The organism is Thermobifida sp. (assembly GCF_017577275.1).
GTDB classification, from domain to species: domain Bacteria; phylum Actinomycetota; class Actinomycetes; order Streptosporangiales; family Streptosporangiaceae; genus Thermobifida; species Thermobifida fusca.
In genome coordinates, this window is sequence record NZ_PITY01000017.1 from 96,952 (window position 1) to 112,590 (window position 15,639).

A 15,639-nucleotide genomic window follows, 5' to 3' on the forward strand; every position below is an offset into this window, starting at 1 on the left:
GGTGCACGTTCTCGCGGCAGGCAGCGCGGTCGACCCCGCGCTGTCGAATCTCAGCGACAACCTTGTCCTCGGGATGATCCTGGTCTATGCGGTCGCCCTGTTCCTCTTCGTGTTCGAGGCAGCCTACGGACGCCGCCAGTCGCTGACCGGCACCCGCCTGGTCGCCGTCGGCGCCTCGGAAGCGGAGAACAGCGACCTGAAAGTGAGCCTGCGGGAACAGGAGCCCGAGGCCAAAGCGTCCCGCCACGTGGTCGGCAAGATCGGCATGGCCGTGACCGCGGTGGGCCTGCTGCTCAACCTGGCCCAGATCGTCACCCGCGGCCTGGCAGTGGGACGCTGGCCGTGGGGCAACATGTTCGAGTTCGTCATCGCGATCTGCCTGTGCGGGGTGGCGGCGTTCCTCTTTGCCGCGATGCGTTACCGGGCCCATTACCTCGGTGCGTTTGTGCTGGTCCCCGTCCTGCTGCTGCTCGGTATCGCGGTGCGTTGGCTGTACTCGGAGAGCGGCCCCGTGGTCCCGGCGCTGGACTCCTACTGGATCGCTATCCACGTTTCCGCGCTCATCCTGGCGACCGGGGCGTTCATGGTGTCCGGGTCCGCGACGATCACCTATCTGCTGGCGCGACGCACCGAAGTCAAGCAGGCGCTCGGCCAGCAGGTGAGCGCGATCGCCGCCAAGCTGCCCAGCGCGGAACTGCTGGACCGGATCGCGCACCGCATGATCGTGCTGGCCTTCCCGCTGTGGACGTTCGGGGTGATCGCCGGGGCGATCTGGGCGGACGAGGCGTGGGGCCGCTACTGGGGCTGGGACCCCAAGGAAGTGTGGTCCTTCATCACCTGGATCGTGTACGCCGCCTACCTCCACGCGCGTGCCACAGCGGGCTGGCAGGGCCCGAAAGCCGCGTGGATCAGCCTCATCGGCTTTGGCTGTCTGCTGTTCAACTTCTTTGGGGTGAACTACCTGTTCAGCGGATTGCACAGCTACGCCTGACCGGGAGCGGGGCCCTGGGGTGCCGGGGCGCCCACGGTAGAGCGTCGGCAGAGTGAAGGCCCGCCCTCGGCTCACTCAGGGCGGGCCTTCACCATGCCGTGCGTGCTCAATCCTCCGGGTTGATGCGTTTGTCGAGTCGCCGCAGGAACTCGGGGTCGTCGTCTGGGCCCAGTGGACGGTTGCGCCCGGACGGCCGGTGGAAATCCGAGGGGTCCAGATGGTCGGCGGAGGAGACAGGCACCGAGGAGGAGACCGCTGTGCCGGGATGCGTGATGGGACGTCCGAGGAAGAGCCACAGGAGCGGACCGATCACCGCAAACAGCACGATGACGAGTAGCCAGATCACCTTGGGCAGGTTGCGGACTTCCTCAGCGGGACAGGTGAGCGCGTCGAAGAACGCGTACACCCAGAGCACGATCGTGAGCAGCGTAATGAGGCCACCGAGCCAAACCATGTCTTCCAGCCTATCCGGGTGTGACCTGGATGTGCGGGTGCGGACCACCACGGAGCGGGGCCGGTGCCATCGGGACGAGAGCCCAGAGTCTTCGCTGGTCAGTGCGAGGATTCAGGAGTCTCCCCGTGGAGCAGTGCGCGGACTTCGGACTCCCGGAAGCGGCGGTGCCCGCCGGGGGTGCGGATACTGCTGATCCGGCCGGAGGCGGCCCACCGGGTCACGGTCTTAGGGTCGACGCGGAAGAGGGAAGCGACCTCTCCCGGGGTCAGCAAGCGTTCCGTTGTTCTTTCCACCTTCGCCATCCCCCTTTACTCCCATCCCGGATGTGGTACGGGCGTTTAGTCCCCTAGTGTGCATGAGTCGGGCTGTTTCCTCCTTAGTTTTCGGAAAGATGGGAGGCAACGTGGGCGAGGGCGGGCAGATGTGATCGTAACGTGATATCCCCCTCAGGGGTGTCTTCTTTCTCAATCTCGGCACAGAAGATGAACACCGCCTTATCTGGGACAGGGGTCCGTGTCCGCAGGAAAAACCGCCCTTTAGGCTGGGGTGGAGAGGGACGATGCACGGTCGAGGACTGGGCAGGACCTGCTGGAGGGGCGGAGGGCACAGCCGTGAACCGCTGCCCCAGGGGCGTGCCGGGTCTTCACCGGGACTTTTCTGTGAACCGCCCGTTGTGAGGCAGTTTCATGCGTAACTTCATTGCTTATACCGCGGCCCGGGTGCTGCTCTTCGCGATCGCTTTCGGCGTGGTGTATCTCCTGGGCGCCCGCGAGCTGCTCGCGGTCATCCTCGCTCTGGTGATCAGCGGCCTGCTGAGTTTCGTGCTGCTCTCCCCGCAGCGCGACGCGCTCTCCGCCTCACTGGTGCGGGGGATGGAACGGATGCGGAGCGTGGGTGAGCGGCTCGATGCCGGGGCCAGCAGGGAAGACCACTTGCAGCAGGCCCCGTCACCCGGGAGTGCGTCCGGCAGTACCGCGGTGGAGCCGGGCCAGGCGGAGCAGCGTTCTGCTCCGGGGGAGACACCGTAGGGAGGACGGGCCGCAGGACCGGAACGCAGCACCCTCTAGGCTGTGCACCATGATCCGTGCCGAACTGGACAAGGACCCCCGAGACGTCGCCGCGATGTTCGACAGCATCGCGGACCGCTACGACCTGCTCAACCGGGTGCTCTCCCTGGGGCGGGAACGCTACTGGCGGCAGGCCACTGTGGCTGCGGTGGACGCCTACAGCGGCGAGCTGGTGCTCGACCTTGCGGCCGGGACGGGAACCTCGTCGGAATCCTTCACCCGCCGGGGTGCGCGGGTCATCGCCTGCGACTTCTCGTTCGGCATGCTCCGGGTCGGCGCTGAACGCCGCGGCGGTGCGTCCCGCAAGGGGGTCACCGTGGTGGCCGGGGACGCGCTGCACTTGCCGTTTGCGGATCAGACGTTCGACGCTGTCACGATCTCGTTCGGGCTGCGCAACGTCCACGACGTGGACCGGGCGCTGGCCGAGCTGCTGCGGGTCACCAAAGTCGGCGGCCGACTGGTGATCTGTGAATTCAGCCACCTTCCGGTGCAGCCGCTCGACCGGATGCTGGGCTGGGGGATGAAGATCGGCCTGCCGTGGGTGGCGCGCCAGTTCAGCGACAACCCGGACGCTTACGCCTACCTGTCGGAGTCGATCGCGGCCTGGCCGGACCAGGCTGGGCTCGCCCGGAAGATCAGCGCGGCCGGCTGGTCGCGGGTCGCCTGGCGCAATCTCACGTTCGGGGTGGTGGCGCTGCACCGCGCCTACCGCGAGCGCTGAGGCGCCGTACGTGTGTCTCTGCTCACCTCCGCGTCCCCGGACAAGGAGGTTTTTCTGTGGCGCAAATCACTACTCATGGTAATGGTAGTATCACCATGAGTCTTCGGTTTTGTTAAAAAGATCCCAATTTGAGCTTTTTGTGAACTTTGCCGAGACTGTGTCCTGTAACCGGCACACCGGTCAAAAGTGAACCGCCGCGCTGTTACCTGGTTTTTAAACCCCTAGGTCAGGGCAGCGCGACCGAAACCTCACCAACAGGGACCTGGGGTCGCTCGTGTGGCTGGGAAGGTCTAGACTTCGCATTGAAGACCTTGTGAAGCACTTCACAAGGGGGCGAGTTTATTCCCCTTTCTGGGACAGCCACAAGCTCGAACCCCAGTGTGAAACCGCGCCGAGCAGTCAGGACCATCCGTGAGCCAGACAGCACCGACCCCAGTCACAGACACCACGGTTCCCCACGAGGAAGCCGACGTCATCGTCGTCGGAGCAGGCCCGGCAGGGAGCACGGCAGCCCACTACCTGGCCACCGCGGGCCTCGACGTCCTGCTGCTGGAGAAGACTGCTTTCCCGCGGGAGAAGGTCTGCGGAGACGGCCTCACCCCCCGTGCAGTCAAACAGCTCGTCGCTATGGGGATCCCCATCAACGAAGAAGACGGCTGGATCCGCAACCGCGGCCTCCGCATCATCGGCGGCGGAACCCGACTCGAGCTTCCCTGGCCTGAACTTTCGGAATACCCCGGATTCGGTCTGGTACGCACCCGCTACGACTTCGACCAGATCCTCGCCCGCCACGCCGTGAAAACCGGTGTGCGGCTCCTGGAACGCACCAACGTCACCGCGCCCATCATCGACGAGCGCAGCAACCGCGTCGTCGGAGTCCAAGCCAAAGACGCCGAAGGCCGCATCCGCTCCTTCCGCGCACCCCTCGTCCTCGCCGCCGACGGCAACTCCTCGCGCCTGGCGATCGCCCTGGGCATCCGCAGACGCGACGACCGCCCCATGGGCGTGGCCGTCCGCACCTACTTCACCACCCCCCGGCACAACGACGACTACCTGGAGTCCTGGCTGGAACTCTGGGACACCACCGACGGCAAGCAGGTGCTGCTCCCCGGCTACGGCTGGATCTTCGGAGTCGGCGACGGCACCAGCAACGTAGGCCTGGGGATCCTCAACTCCACCCCCGCCTTCCAGAAGATCGACTACCGCAAACTGCTGCGCCGCTGGACGCAGAGCATGCCTGAAGAGTGGGGGTTCACCGAGGAGAACCAGAAAGGACCCATCCGCGGCGCCGCCCTGCCCATGGGCTTCAACCGGACACCGCACTACGCCCGTGGCATGATGCTGGTCGGTGACGCAGGAGGCATGGTTAACCCCTTTAACGGCGAGGGCATCGCCTACGCGATGGAAGCAGGTCGGATCGCCGCTGACGTGGCGGTCCAGGCGCTGAGCCGTCCCACACCGCGGGACCGCGAACGCACCCTGCTGCGCTACCCGGAGATCCTGCGGGATACCTACGGCGGCTATTACACGCTGGGGCGCTACTTCGTGAAGCTGATCGGCAACCCCTACTTCATGAAGTACGCCACCAAGTATGGTCTCCCGCGGCCCCTCCTGATGCGCTTCACCCTCAAGATGCTGGCGAACCTCACGGAACCCAGCCACGGCGACGCGCTGGACCGGCTCATCAACGGCCTGTCCAAGATCGCGCCCGCCTCGTGAGACAACTCAGGAGACCCATCCCGCGAGAACGGCAGGACATGAACCTCTTCCGTGCACAACACCAAGGGAGCGGCTAGCCGATGGAGCTGTACACCCCCATCTTCGTACTCGGCGGTATCGGCGCTGCCTTCGTGATCGTCTCGATGATCGTCGGAGCGATCGCCGGGCCTAAACGCTACAACCGCACCAAACTCCAGGCCTACGAGTGCGGGATCGAACCCACTCCCCAGCCCGTGGGCGGCGGTCGGTTCACGATCAAGTACTACCTGACGGCGATGTTGTTCATCGTCTTCGACATCGAGGTCATCTTCCTAGTGCCCTGGGCGGTGCACCTCGACGCGCTCGGGATCTTCGGCCTGGTCGTGATGATCCTGTTCCTCGTCAACGTCTCGATCGCCTACGCCTACGAATGGCGCCGCGGCGGCCTCGAATGGAACTGATCCGCATGACCAGCCCGCACCTGATCCCCAGTCGTCCCACTGAGACTGCAGAACCGGAAAGGGGGTTCGACTGATGGGCCTCGAAGAGAAGCTGCCCAGTGGAGTCCTGCTCACCACGGTCGAACAGATCGTCGGTTTCGTCCGCAAGACCTCCATGTGGCCCGCGACCTTCGGCCTTGCCTGCTGCGCCATCGAGATGATGGCGGTCGGCGGCCCGCGCTTCGACATCGCGCGCTTCGGTATGGAGCGCTTCTCCGCCACGCCTCGCCAAGCGGACCTGATGATCGTGGCCGGCCGAGTGAGCCAGAAGATGGCCCCGGTGCTGCGCACCATCTACGACCAGATGGCGGAGCCCAAGTGGGTCATCGCCATGGGCGTATGCGCCTCGAGCGGCGGCATGTTCAACAACTACGCCATCGTGCAGGGCGTCGACCACATCGTGCCGGTGGATATCTACCTCCCAGGTTGTCCGCCGCGCCCTGAGATGCTGTTGGACGCCATCCTCAAGCTGCACGACAAGGTCCAGAACACCAAGCTCGGCGTGCACCGCGAACGTGAGATCGAGGAACTGGAGCAGCGACGCCTGCGGGCGCTGCCGCTGATCCAGCAGACGGAGGAAGCCACCCGATGACCTCCAACGGGCAGCAAGGCAAGCCTAACCTACCAGAAAAGGACAACCTTCCCAGAGAGCTGGGGACGCAGCGCATCAATTCGCCGATCGCCCGCATGGGCATGTTCGGTGCCAAAACCACCGGCGACACGTCCGGCTACGGACGGCTGCGCGTCTACCGGCACGTGCCCGCCGCCGCCCAGCGTCCCTACAGCGACCCCAGCGACCCGCGCACGGCCTACTTCGACGAAGTCGCCGACGCGCTCGAACGCTCCCTGAAAGAGATCGGGACACCCTACGACACCGCGATCAGCCGGGTCGTGGTGGACCGCGGCGAGATCACCTTCCACGTGCGACGCGAACACCTGCTGGACGTGGCCACCCGGCTGCGCGACGATCCGGCGCTCCGTTTCGAACTGTGCCTGGGGGTCACCGGGGTCCACTACCCCGAGGATGAGGGCAACGAACTGCACGCCGTCTACGCGTTGCGCTCCATCACGCACAACTACGAGATCCGGCTCGAAGTGAGCTGCCCCGACTCGGACCCGCACATCCCCTCGATCGTGAGCGTCTACCCCACCAACGACTGGCACGAACGAGAGGCCTGGGACTTCTTCGGGATCATCTTCGACGGCCACCCCGCCCTCACCCGTATCCACATGCCCGACGACTGGCACGGCCATCCCCAGCGCAAGGACTACCCGCTGGGCGGAATTCCGGTCGAGTACCGCGGGGCCAAGGTTCCCCCGCCGGACCAGCGGAGGTCGTACGCATGACCACTCCAACCGAGACCTACGTCGATGCCTCCGGAGGCGACTGGGACGAGGTGGTCGCCGCGGCCCAGCGGAGCCAGACCGACCGTCTCGTCATCAACATGGGGCCCCAGCACCCCTCCACCCACGGCGTGCTCCGGCTCATCCTCACCTTGGACGGCGAGACCGTCACCGAGGCCCGAGTCGGCATCGGCTACCTGCACACCGGTATCGAAAAGAACATGGAGTACCGGACGTGGACTCAAGGCACCACGTTCGTGACTCGCATGGACTACCTCACGCCGCTGTTCAACGAGACGGCCTACTGCCTGGCAGTGGAGAAGCTGCTGGGCATCACCGACCAGGTCCCGGAACGCGCCAACGTCATCCGCGTGATGATGATGGAGCTGAACCGGATCTCCTCCCACTTCGTGGCGATGGCGACGTTTGGCATGGAGCTGGGCGCCACCACCGTCATGACCAACGGGTTCCGGGAACGGGAAATGGTCCTGGACATCTTCGAGATGGTCACCGGGCTGCGCATGAACCACGCGTACATCCGCCCCGGCGGCGTGGCCCAGGACCTTCCGCCCGGCACGGTCGGGAAGGTGCGCGAACTCCTCACCGAGATGCCCAAGCGGCTGAAGGACATGCGCAAGCTTCTCGACGCCAACCCCATCTACCTGGCCCGCACCCGGGACGTGGCCTACCTGGACGTCACCGGATGCCTCGCGCTGGGCGTCACCGGCCCGATCCTGCGCGCCGCGGGCCTGCCCTGGGACCTGCGCAAGGCCAAGCCCTACTGCGGCTACGAGAACTACGAGTTCGACATCCCGGTCTCGGACGGTGCCGACGTCTACGCCCGCTACCGGGTGCGAATGGCCGAGATCGAGCAGAGTCTCAAGATCATCGAGCAGTGCCTGGACAAGCTCAAGCCGGGCCCGGTGATGATCGAAGACCCCAAGATCGGCTGGCCCGCCCAGCTCGCCCTCGGCCCCGACGGCATGGGCAACGCGCCGTCCCACATCGCCCACATCATGGGCAAGGGCGGCTCCATGGAAGCCCTCATCCACCACTTCAAGCTCGTCACCGAAGGCTTCCGGGTGCCCCCGGGCCAGGCCTACGCAGCGGTGGAAAGCCCCAAGGGCGAACTCGGCTGCTTCGCGGTCAGCGACGGCGGTCCCCGCCCCTACCGGGTGCACTTCCGGGACCCCTCGTTCACCAATCTCCAAGCTGTGGCGGCCATGTGCGAAGGCGGTACCGTCGCCGACGTCATCGCCGCTGTAGCCAGCATCGACCCCGTGATGGGAGGCGTGGACCGATGAGTACTCCCCCCAAGCCCAATCCGATCTTCAGCGGGGAGAACCGTGCCCGCCTGGAACTCGACGCCAAGGAGATCATCTCCCGTTACCCCAAGGCGCGCTCGGCACTGCTTCCGCTGCTGCACCTCGTGCAGTCGGAAGAGGGCTACGTGAGCAACGACGGCATCGCCTTCTGCGCCGAACAGCTCGGCCTCACCACCGCAGAGGTCACCGCGGTCGCCACGTTCTACACCATGTACAAGCGCCGCCCAGTCGGTGAATACCACGTGGGCGTGTGCACCAACCCGCTGTGCGCGGTCATGGGCGGCGATGAGATCTACTCCGCGCTCAAGGAGCACCTGGGTGTAGAGAACGACGGGGTCACCGAGGACGGAAAGATCTCCCTGGAGCACGTGGAGTGCAACGCCGCCTGCGACTTCGCTCCCGTGGTCATGATCAACTGGGAGTTCTTCGACAACCAGACCCCCGAGTCGATGAAGAAGATCGTCGACGACCTGCGCCTGGGCAAGGACGTCAAGCCGACCCGCGGCCCCAACCGCCTGTGCACCTGGAAGCAGGCCTCCCGGGTCCTGGCAGGGTTCGACGACGGCCGCGCCACCGAGGGCCCGCAGGCCGGAGAACCCTCCCTGGCCGGGCTCCGGCTGGCCAAGGAACGCGGCTGGCAGGCACCCGACCCGGCAGACACGGCTGCCGCGGCCGATGAGGAGGGGACCAAGTGACGACGCTGACCCCCGTGCTGTCCCGCAACTGGGACCGCCCGGACTCCTACACCCTCGACGCCTACCGGGAGAACGGTGGCTACGAGGCGCTGCGCAAGGCCCTGACCATGGAGCCCGACGCCATCGTCGAGATGGTCAAGGCCTCCGGCCTGCGCGGCCGCGGCGGTGCCGGCTTCCCCACCGGGATGAAGTGGGGTTTCCTCCCCAAGGACAACCCCAAGCCGCGCTACCTCGTCGTCAACGCCGACGAGTCTGAGCCCGGCACCTGCAAAGACATCCCGCTGATGATGGCCAACCCGCACGCGCTCATCGAAGGCGTCATCATCTCCGCCTACGCGATCAACAGCCACCAGGCCTTCATCTACGTCCGCGGGGAGGTCCTGCACGTCATCCGGCGGCTGCGGCACGCCGTCGCCGAAGCCTACGAGGCCGGGCTGCTCGGTAAGGACATCCTCGGCAGCGGCTTCGACCTCGACGTCGTCGTCCACGCCGGGGCGGGCGCCTACATCTGCGGTGAGGAGACCGCCCTGCTGGACTCGCTCGAGGGCTACCGCGGCCAGCCTCGCCTCAAGCCGCCGTTCCCCGCCGTCGCAGGTCTGTACGCCTCACCCACCGTGGTGAACAACGTCGAATCCATCGCCACCGTGCCGAGCATCGTCGCCAACGGCGCCGAGTGGTTCAAGTCCATGGGCACGGAGAAGTCCGCCGGCTTCGGCTTCTTCTCCCTGTCCGGCCACGTCAAGCGGCCCGGCCAGTACGAGGCCCCGCTCGGCGTGACCTTGCGCGAACTGCTCGAGATGGCCGGCGGTATCCGCGACGGGCACCGGCTCAAGTTCTGGACCCCCGGTGGCTCCTCCACCCCGATCTTCACCGAGGAGCACATCGACATCCCCCTGGACTTCGAGTCGGTCGGCGGAGCGGGCTCCATGCTCGGCACCCGCGCGCTGCAGATCTTCGACGAAACCACCTCGGTCGTCCGGGTCGTGCGCGGCTGGATCGAGTTCTACGCGCACGAGTCCTGCGGCAAGTGCACTCCGTGCCGCGAAGGCAACTACTGGATGGTCCAAGTCCTGCGCCGTATCGAAGCAGGCAAGGGGACCCAAGAGGACATCGACACGCTGCTCGACATCTGCGACAACCTGCTCGGGCGCTCCTTCTGCGCGCTCGGGGACGGTGCGACCAGCTCGGTGACCTCGGCGATCAAGTACTTCCGGGAGGAGTTCATCGCGGGAACCCACACTCCCGCGTGGGAGCTGTTCCCGTACCAGCGCACCACTCGCTGGGCGAATGAGTCCGTGGAAGAGGACGCCTGATGACAGTCACGACCAACACCTCCGCGGGCGGATCCCCCGCAGTGCCGCCAGAGGACCTCGTCACCGTTACCATCGACGGTTTCGAAATCCAGGTTCCCAAGGGCACCCTGCTGATCCGGGCGGCCGAACTGCTCGGCATCCAGATCCCGCGGTTCTGCGACCACCCGCTGCTCGACCCGGTCGGTGCCTGCCGCCAGTGCCTGGTGGAGATCACCGACATGGGCAACGGGCGCGGCATGCCCAAACCGCAGGCCTCCTGCACCATCACCGTCACGGACGGCATGGTCGTCAAGACCCAGCTGACCTCTCCGGTGGCGGAGAAAGCTCAGCGCGGTGTCATGGAGTTCCTGCTCATCAACCACCCGCTGGACTGCCCGATCTGCGACAAGGGCGGTGAATGCCCGCTGCAGAACCAGGCGCTGTCCCACGGGCAGGGCGAGAGCCGGTTCGTCGACGTCAAGCGGACCTTCCCCAAGCCGATCCCGCTGTCCACGCAGATCCTGCTGGACCGGGAGCGCTGCATCCAGTGCGCCCGCTGCACCCGCTTCTCCGCGCAGATCGCCGGTGACCCGTTCATCGACCTGATGGAACGCGGCGCCAAGGAGCAGGTGGGCATCGCCGAAGGACAGCCCTTTCAGTCCTACTTCTCCGGCAACACCGTGCAGATCTGTCCGGTCGGCGCCCTCACCGGAGCCGCCTACCGGTTCCGCGCCCGCCCGTTCGACCTGGTGTCCACGCCCAGCGTCTGCGAACACTGCGCGTCCGGCTGCGCCCAGCGCACCGACCACCGGCGCGGCAAGGTCACCCGGCGCCTGGCCGGGGACGACCCCCAGGTCAACGAAGAGTGGAACTGCGACAAGGGCCGGTGGGCGTTCACCTACGCCACCCAGCCCGACCGGCTCAAGCACCCGCTGGTGCGGGACGAGGACAGCCGCGCCCTGGAAGCCGCGTCCTGGCCGGAGGCCCTCCAGGTGGCCGCCCGCGGCCTGGCCGCCGCCCGCGGCCGGGTGGGTGTGCTCACCGGCGGACGGCTCACCCTGGAAGACGCCTACGCTTACGCCAAGTTCGCCCGGGTCGCGCTGCACACCAACGACATCGACTTCCGGGCCCGCCCCCACTCGGCTGAGGAAGCCGAATTCCTCGCCGCCCGGGTCGCCGGGCACGGCATCGAAGTCACCTACACCGACCTGGAGAAGGCGCCCGCCGTCCTCCTCGTCGGCTTCGAACCCGAAGACGAGTCGCCCATCGTCTTCCTGCGGCTGCGCAAGGCGGCCCGCAAGAACGGCACCCGAGTGTTCTCGATCGCGCCCTACGCCAGCCGCGGCCTGACCAAGACCAACGGAACCCTGATTCCCACGGTTCCCGGCGGTGAGGCCAGCGCCATGACCTCCCTGGGCACGGTGGCCCCCGAAGCGCTGGAAGCCCTGCACTCTCCGGGCGCCGTCATCCTGGCCGGGGAGCGGCTTGCTGAAGTGCCCGGGGCACTGTCCGCGGTGGCCCGCCTCGCCGACACCACCGGTGCCCGCCTGGCCTGGGTGCCCCGCCGCGCCGGTGACCGGGGAGCCATCGAAGCCGGTGCGCTGCCCAACCTGCTGCCGGTCGGCCGTCCCGTCACGGACGCGGTCGCCCGGGCCGAAGTCGCCCGCGTTTGGGCGGTCTCCGACCTGCCGGCTACCGAGGGCCGCGACACCGCGGGCATCCTCGCCGCCGCAGCAGCCGGAGAGCTCGACGCCCTGGTCATCGCAGGCGTCGACCTGGACGACCTGCCCGACCCGGAGGCAGCCCGAGCCGCTCTGGCGAAGGTGCCGTTCATCGTCAGCCTGGAACTGCGGGCCAGCAACGTCACCGACCGCGCCGACGTCGTCTTCCCGGTCGCCGCCGTCGCCGAGAAGTCCGGCACGTTCGTCAACTGGGAAGGCCGCGGCCGCCCGTTCGGCACCGCGCTGCAAGTGCCCGGAGCAATGTCCGACTTGCGGGTGCTGGCCGCGATCGCCGACGAAATGGACGTCCACCTGGGCCTTCCGGACCCGGCCGCTGCCCGGCGGGAACTCGCCGAACTCGGCGCCTGGAAGGGCACCCCGCTGCCCACCCCGGTGGTCCGCCCCGCCGACGTCGCTATCCCGCAACCCGGCCAGGCGGTCCTGGCCACCTGGGACCAGTTGCTCGGCCAAGGACGGATGCAGGACGGCGAACCGCACCTGGCGGGAACCGCCCGGCCCGCCGTCGCCCGCCTCTCGGCTGCCACCGCCGCCGAGATCGGCCTCGCCGACGGCCAGACACTGCGGGTCGAGGGACCGGCCGGAGCAGTGCGCCTCCCGGCCGTCATCACCGAGATGCCGGACCGTGTGGTGTGGCTGCCGACCAACGCCGCAGGCTGTGCCGTCCGGCGCGACCTCGGCGCGAGCACGGGGACCGTGGTGTCCCTGGCCGTGGACAACGGCACACCCGTCGAGACCGCGACGAGTGCTGGGAGTGAGAAGTGACACCGACGACTGTCGTCAGTGCGGCAGCTCTGGACGCCGAACCGGGGCTGGACGCCTTCGGCAATGATCCCTGGTGGATCATCCTGATCAAGGCCCTGGCCGTGTTCGTCTTCCTCATGCTGTGCGTGCTGATGATGATCATGGCCGACCGCAAGGTCATGGGCCGCATGCAGCAGCGCCACGGCCCTAACCGGTTCGGTCCGTGGGGGCTGCTGCAGTCCTTGGCTGACGGTGTGAAGCTGTCCCTGAAGGAAGACCTCATCCCCCGCACCGTCGACAAGGTCATCTACATCGCCGCCCCGATGATCGCCGCGATCCCGGCGTTCTTCGCCTTCTCGGTGATCCCGGTGGGCCCCGAAGTCACCATGTTCGGGGTGGAGACCCGGCTGCAACTGACCGACCTGCCCGTGGCAGTCCTGCTGGTCCTGGCCACCGCCTCCCTCGGCGTCTACGGCATCGTGCTCGCCGGGTGGGCCTCGCGGTCGCCCTACCCCCTCCTCGGAGGCCTGCGGGCGTCCGCCCAGGTCATCAGCTACGAGATCGCGATGGGGCTCTCCTTCATCGCGGTGTTCATCTACGCGGGCACGCTCAGCACGTCGGGAATCGTCGAAGCGCAGCAGAACATCTGGTTCGCCGTCATCCTCTTCCCGTCGTTCGTGATCTACCTGATCACCATGATCGGGGAGACGAACCGGCTGCCCTTCGACCTGCCGGAGGGTGAGGGCGAGCTCGTCGGCGGCTTCATGACCGAGTACTCGTCGATGAAGTTCACCATGTTCTTCCTCGCCGAGTACGTCAACATGGTCACCGTCTCGGCGATGAGCGTCACCCTGTTCCTCGGCGGGTACCTTGCGCCGCCGCCGATCACCACCTTCTGGCCGGGCGCCAACGAAGGCTGGTGGCCTGCGCTGTGGTGGCTCATCAAGTTCGTCTGCGTGATGTTCCTGTTCGTCTGGGTCCGCGGCTCCCTGCCCCGGGTCCGCTACGACCAGCTCATGAAACTGGGATGGAAGATCCTCATCCCCATCCAGCTGGTCTGGATCACTGCGGTCGCTGTCATCCGGGTGCTCAACAACCAGGAGTACCCGGGCTATGTGACGGCGATCGTCGTCGGCGTGTTCGGTCTGCTGGTCTTCCTCGGACTGTGGGCGTGGAGCCGTGCCGCGGCGAAGGCCAAGGCGCAGGAGGCCGCCGAACACGAGGCCGAGCTGCGGGCACGCCGGGAGAACCCGATGTACGGCGGATTCCCCGTGCCCCCCATGATCGCTCCGCACTACGGCACCAGCGTGCTTGCGGAGGAACCCCGTTACCAGCCGGCCTCAGCCCCCAAGCGTGAGGAGGTTTCCGGTGCTTGAGTGGCTCAATCCCGTCAAGGGGTTCGGCGTCACCTTCCACACCATGTTCAAGAAGGTGCCGACCGTTGAATACCCCGAGGTCAAGGCACCCACGATGCCCCGCTTCCACGGCCGCCACCAGCTCAACCGCTGGCCGGACGGCCTAGAGAAGTGCATCGGCTGCGAACTGTGTGCTTGGGCCTGCCCCGCCGACGCCATCTACGTCGAAGCGGGGGACAACACCGAAGAAGAGCGGTACTCCCCGGGTGAGCGCTACGGGCGCGTCTACCAGATCAACTACCTGCGCTGCATTCTGTGCGGGCTGTGCGTCGAGGCGTGCCCCACCCGAGCGCTCACCATGACCAACGAGTACGAGCTCGCCGACGACAGCCGCGAAAGCCTCATCTACACCAAGGAGCAACTCCTCGCTCCCCTGCAGCAAGGAATGGAGGCGCCGCCGCACCCCATGCGGCTCGGCGAGACCGAGAAGGACTACTACCGGCTCGGACGTGACGACAACGCGGCGGCCCGTGCCGACGAGCAGAACAGCGAGGCTGTTCAGTGAACATCGTTCCGCTTCAAACAACGGCCGCCGCCATTGGCGGCGGTGAGACCGCGACCTTCTACATCCTGGGCTCCATCGTGGTGCTCGCCGCGCTCGGAGTAGTGTTCAGCCGCCGGGCTGTCTACTCCGCGCTCATGATGGCCGTGGTGATGATCGGCCTCGCCGTCTTCTACGGGATCAACGAGGCGCCGTTCCTGATGGTCGTGCAGATCGTCGTCTACACCGGCGCCGTGCTGATGCTCTTCCTGTTCGTCCTCATGCTGGTGGGCGTCAGCTCCTCCGACTCCCTCGTAGAGACGATCCGCGGGCACCGGCTCCTGACCGCGGTGATCGCCCTGTGCTTCCTCGTCCCGCTCGTCAGCGGGCTGAGCAGCATCGTGGCGGGTGAGCCCGTCGGGTTGAGCGCCGGGGTCGCCGCCGCGGGCGGCAGCATCCCGTGGCTCGCCAGCGAGATCATCTACCGCTACGTCATCGCCTTCGAAGCGACCGGGGCCCTCCTCATCACCGCGGTCCTCGGCGCCCTGGTGCTGGCCCACGCCGTCCGCACCAAGAAGAAGCGCACCCAGAAGCAGATGTCGATGGACCGGATCCGCAGCGGCCACCCCACTCCGCTGCCCGGACCGGGCACCTACGCCCGGCACAACGCCATCGACATGCCCGCGCTGCTGCCTGACGGGTCGGTCTCGGAACTCTCGATCAACCCGGTGCTGGCCGCGCGCAACCTCGAGGACCAGCACGGGGTCCCTGAAGACATGAGGTACTCGATCGGCGCGATCCCCGAATCGGGTGGTCGACCGGACGCACAGGCCTCCAACGGCGACGAGCAACGGGAGGACGAGAGCTCGTGGACCCGATGAACTACATCGTGCTCGCGGCGATCGTGTTCACCATCGGCGCCGTGGGCGTCCTGGTGCGGCGCAACGCGATCATCGTGTTCATGTGCGTGGAGCTGATGCTCAACGCCTGCAACCTCGCTTTTGTCGCCTTCGCGCGGATGCACGGAGGCATCGAAGGCCAAGTGATCGCGTTCTTCGTGATGGTGGTCGCTGCGGCCGAGGTCGTGGTGGGACTGGCCATCATCATGCAGATCTTCCGAACCCGCAGGTCCGCGTCGATCGACGACGCCAACCTGCTCAAGAACTAGGGCGG

General features: G+C 66.8%; 17 protein-coding genes. 15 read left to right on the plus strand and 2 right to left on the minus strand.

Translation table 11 applies throughout. The features are described 5' to 3' along the window. The first annotated feature begins 1 nt into the window (after position 1). The gene (gene ccsB / locus CW348_RS03735; protein ID WP_016189263.1) at positions 2-991 is read left to right on the plus strand and encodes a c-type cytochrome biogenesis protein CcsB; all 990 of its coding nucleotides are present in this window, start codon (positions 2-4) and stop codon (positions 989-991) included. A 106-nt stretch (positions 992-1,097) separates the two neighbouring features. On the opposite strand, the gene CW348_RS03740 is transcribed toward ccsB, so the two are convergent. Both CW348_RS03740 and CW348_RS03745 read right to left on the minus strand, forming a co-directional pair. Continuing rightward, positions 1,098-1,445, minus strand: a complete 348-nt coding sequence (locus CW348_RS03740) for a PLD nuclease N-terminal domain-containing protein (RefSeq protein ID WP_011293123.1) — start codon at positions 1,443-1,445, stop codon at positions 1,098-1,100. 98 nt (positions 1,446-1,543) lie between these two features. Beyond that, complete coding sequence (locus CW348_RS03745; RefSeq protein ID WP_011293122.1) at positions 1,544-1,747, minus strand: BldC family transcriptional regulator; 204 nt, start codon at positions 1,745-1,747, stop codon at positions 1,544-1,546. A gap of 384 nt (positions 1,748-2,131) precedes the next feature. Here CW348_RS03745 and CW348_RS03750 point away from each other — a divergent pair, with 384 nt between their 5' ends. From CW348_RS03750 to nuoK, 14 genes are all read left to right on the plus strand, one after another. Then, positions 2,132-2,473, plus strand: coding sequence for a DUF4229 domain-containing protein (locus tag CW348_RS03750; RefSeq protein WP_011293121.1), 342 nt, complete (start codon positions 2,132-2,134; stop codon positions 2,471-2,473). A 49-nt stretch (positions 2,474-2,522) separates the two neighbouring features. Beyond that, entirely contained in the window at positions 2,523-3,233 is a 711-nt protein-coding gene (locus CW348_RS03755; RefSeq protein ID WP_011293120.1) for a demethylmenaquinone methyltransferase, read from the plus strand. 411 nt (positions 3,234-3,644) lie between these two features. After that, entirely contained in the window at positions 3,645-4,952 is a 1,308-nt protein-coding gene (locus tag CW348_RS03760; RefSeq protein WP_011293119.1) for a geranylgeranyl reductase family protein, read from the plus strand. A gap of 80 nt (positions 4,953-5,032) precedes the next feature. Beyond that, positions 5,033-5,392: an NADH-quinone oxidoreductase subunit A gene (locus CW348_RS03765; RefSeq protein WP_011293118.1), complete on the plus strand. Its 360-nt coding sequence runs from the start codon at positions 5,033-5,035 to the stop codon at positions 5,390-5,392. 73 nt (positions 5,393-5,465) lie between these two features. After that, on the plus strand, positions 5,466-6,023 hold the full coding sequence (locus tag CW348_RS03770) for an NADH-quinone oxidoreductase subunit B family protein (protein ID WP_016189262.1): 558 nt from the start codon (positions 5,466-5,468) through the stop codon (positions 6,021-6,023). Beyond that, positions 6,020-6,778 carry an NADH-quinone oxidoreductase subunit C gene (locus CW348_RS03775; RefSeq protein WP_016189261.1) on the plus strand — a complete coding sequence of 253 codons (759 nt, stop codon included), beginning with the start codon at positions 6,020-6,022 and terminating at the stop codon, positions 6,776-6,778. Before CW348_RS03770 ends, CW348_RS03775 begins: the two co-directional genes overlap by 4 nt. Then, complete coding sequence (locus tag CW348_RS03780; protein WP_011293115.1) at positions 6,775-8,079, plus strand: NADH-quinone oxidoreductase subunit D; 1,305 nt, start codon at positions 6,775-6,777, stop codon at positions 8,077-8,079. Before CW348_RS03775 ends, CW348_RS03780 begins: the two co-directional genes overlap by 4 nt. Continuing rightward, positions 8,076-8,795 carry an NADH-quinone oxidoreductase subunit NuoE gene (gene nuoE, locus CW348_RS03785; RefSeq protein ID WP_011293114.1) on the plus strand — a complete coding sequence of 240 codons (720 nt, stop codon included), beginning with the start codon at positions 8,076-8,078 and terminating at the stop codon, positions 8,793-8,795. Before CW348_RS03780 ends, nuoE begins: the two co-directional genes overlap by 4 nt. Further along, positions 8,792-10,108 (plus strand): NADH-quinone oxidoreductase subunit NuoF, encoded by a 1,317-nt coding sequence (nuoF, locus tag CW348_RS03790; RefSeq protein WP_011293113.1) that lies wholly within the window; start codon positions 8,792-8,794, stop codon positions 10,106-10,108. Before nuoE ends, nuoF begins: the two co-directional genes overlap by 4 nt. Continuing rightward, a complete protein-coding gene (locus CW348_RS03795; protein ID WP_011293112.1) occupies positions 10,108-12,591 on the plus strand; it encodes an NADH-quinone oxidoreductase subunit G in 2,484 nt (827 codons plus the stop codon). The genes nuoF and CW348_RS03795 overlap by 1 nt, the downstream gene beginning before the upstream one ends. Then, complete coding sequence (gene nuoH / locus CW348_RS03800; protein ID WP_011293111.1) at positions 12,588-13,946, plus strand: NADH-quinone oxidoreductase subunit NuoH; 1,359 nt, start codon at positions 12,588-12,590, stop codon at positions 13,944-13,946. The genes CW348_RS03795 and nuoH overlap by 4 nt, the downstream gene beginning before the upstream one ends. Continuing rightward, on the plus strand, positions 13,939-14,490 hold the full coding sequence (gene nuoI, locus CW348_RS03805) for an NADH-quinone oxidoreductase subunit NuoI (protein ID WP_011293110.1): 552 nt from the start codon (positions 13,939-13,941) through the stop codon (positions 14,488-14,490). The genes nuoH and nuoI overlap by 8 nt, the downstream gene beginning before the upstream one ends. After that, positions 14,487-15,347: an NADH-quinone oxidoreductase subunit J gene (locus CW348_RS03810; RefSeq protein ID WP_104612667.1), complete on the plus strand. Its 861-nt coding sequence runs from the start codon at positions 14,487-14,489 to the stop codon at positions 15,345-15,347. The genes nuoI and CW348_RS03810 overlap by 4 nt, the downstream gene beginning before the upstream one ends. Continuing rightward, positions 15,335-15,634 (plus strand): NADH-quinone oxidoreductase subunit NuoK, encoded by a 300-nt coding sequence (gene nuoK / locus CW348_RS03815; RefSeq protein ID WP_016189259.1) that lies wholly within the window; start codon positions 15,335-15,337, stop codon positions 15,632-15,634. Before CW348_RS03810 ends, nuoK begins: the two co-directional genes overlap by 13 nt. Positions 15,635-15,639 lie beyond the last annotated feature (5 nt).